Raw genomic sequence first — 2,078 nt, forward strand, 5'->3', positions numbered from 1 at the left:
CTAGATATAATCAATTAGAGCGTTACCTTGATATTTTTAAAGGAAGAATTCCTAAAGGGTTTATTCCGATTGGTGATGATCCTGGCGGCAATATGATATGTTTGGGTATGGATGGGAAATATCGAGAAAGGATTTATTTTTGGGATCATGAGGAAGAATGTGAGGACATGAGTAACATGTATTTCCTTGCAGATGATATTTATGAATTTTTAAATAGATTATATGACGATGAGGAATAAAGAAGGAGCTTGGAATTAACAACCAATTTCGAGCCTGAATGAGGGGGTGATTGAGGCCGAAAGGCATGACAAATCCGTTCATGAAAATGGTTTTCAGAAGCCGGTATAGCAAACAAACCGATAGTGTCGGTTTTTTCAAATAGGGTATGAACAGGTCGATTTTAAGCGGCAGTTGCTGCTTCGAGCCATTCTTTAATGGCGAAAATCTGTTTGTTCTTCTTGGTCACTTCAATCTTTTGACGCTTGTTGCATCGTTTCACAGCGTTACGCTTGGCGTACCGGATGCGCCACTCTTTACTATCCCTGCGAATGCAAGGAATGAGCCAAGGGTTATCGGATGTTGACGTATAAAATGTTATGCCATATTCAGAGGGGGAGCACGGTGTCTCACAGATCCAGTTGCCGCACTTCGCAGGGCAGCGCCACTTATGGCGATGAGTCTTGGCAAGCTTACCCCAATGCGTCACCTTTCGACCGATTGGCACACCGTCCTTTTCAATGATAAAATCATCTTGTACCAGCTTGCTTGAGCGCCTGAGATTCAGGTCGATGATGGCGCAAACATCATCGTGTTCGAGCAGGGTGTATATGGGGAGTGAGTCGTGGGCGGAATCCAGAATCACCTCTCCCAGTTTCCATTGCGGATACCAGTGGCGCAGCTCCTGGTATCCGCATATCCAAGACACCGAATCGTGCTGACTGGCGCGAGAAAAACGCAGATAAATAGGCAAATCATGAGGACTGTCCGCGGTGCAAAACACGTAAAGCGTCCGACCGAAGTAGTACTTTTCTCGGTAGCTCACACTTCCAGTTGCCGCTTTTGCGGCACTCGCAAAGGAACTTGCCAAAAGAACGAGCGCCAGTTTCAACAGGCGTACCATCACCGATGACGCTTAGCGCCGAGGTATCGCCAAGCAAACCCTTGGTTGCAGAAGGAAGAACGAACTGAGTCTGAAATAACTGCTGCAGTAAGTCGTGTTCCTTTGGGGCGTAGTGAATGCTGCCGGAACTACGAAGGACACGGGCAACTAGTTTATCTGTAATCTTCGGATTTTTGGGATCGAGCTTTTCGTTCTTCTTCCCTTTCGCCCGTGGTTTACGAAGTGGTCGTTTGTTACGACCGGTCTTATGAGGACGACTTGAGAGCCAGAGACGTCGGAAGAAATCGTAGAAAGTACCGACGCCCGGAGTATCGTCTTTCGGAAACCCGCTAAGGATGGCGAAGACAGGGATCGTACGCAGTTTGTGGACCCACTCGTCGATGCTAACAACATGCAACTTGTTCATGAGCAGCAAACTTCGCAAAAGATCGGCGGGATCGCGGGGCTTACGCCCCTTTGGATTAGCTGAATATCGGTGCTGGACGAGGGAAGTCGTTTGAGATAAATCCACTGCTAAAACCCAGTGAATCAATTCAGAGTAGAACTGGCGAAGAAAGCAGGACTCGTACTCTTGCTGTAAATGCTCGGAGACAAAAAGAATGTACGCAGAATGAGTTCGTGAGACAGGTAGCAAAAAAATCACCCTATTTTCTCAAGATAGGCAATAACAATGCCTTCCTGGCGATTATTAAGGGGGATTTTCAAATGTCAAGATAAACTTTTAAGCACCTCAAAATATTGAGGTGAAACCCAAAAGACCCTAGCCGCAAGTCTAGAGCCTGTAAGGGATTTAGTTATTCCGAGAAGCTATATAAACATTGAGAGGTGAATGAAATGGAGGCTTATAATAAACAATTCGTAGAATTTATAGAAAATAAATTAGACGGACGCTCTAGGATGCTACAGTTTTCGAGTAATGATTTGTTTTGGACTAGGGCTGCTGGGTGGGAAAAGACAC

General features: G+C 45.7%; 2 protein-coding genes and 1 pseudogene. 1 reads left to right on the top strand and 2 read right to left on the bottom strand.

The features are described from left to right. A partial coding sequence (locus L6H65_RS26295; RefSeq protein ID WP_236347706.1) for an SMI1/KNR4 family protein occupies positions 1–239 on the top strand: 239 nt, incomplete at its 5' end. A 161-nt stretch (positions 240–400) separates the two neighbouring features. On the opposite strand, the gene L6H65_RS26300 is transcribed toward L6H65_RS26295, so the two are convergent. After that, positions 401–1,108: a hypothetical protein gene (locus L6H65_RS26300; RefSeq protein WP_236347710.1), complete on the bottom strand. Its 708-nt coding sequence runs from the start codon at positions 1,106–1,108 to the stop codon at positions 401–403. A 343-nt stretch (positions 1,109–1,451) separates the two neighbouring features. Then, positions 1,452–1,763 (bottom strand): annotated as a pseudogene (locus tag L6H65_RS26960) (DDE transposase); the annotation flags it as partial. Positions 1,764–2,078: the final 315 nt, after the last annotated feature.

This window comes from Paenibacillus plantiphilus, assembly GCF_927798095.1.
Taxonomy (GTDB): domain Bacteria; phylum Bacillota; class Bacilli; order Paenibacillales; family Paenibacillaceae; genus Paenibacillus_Z; species Paenibacillus_Z plantiphilus.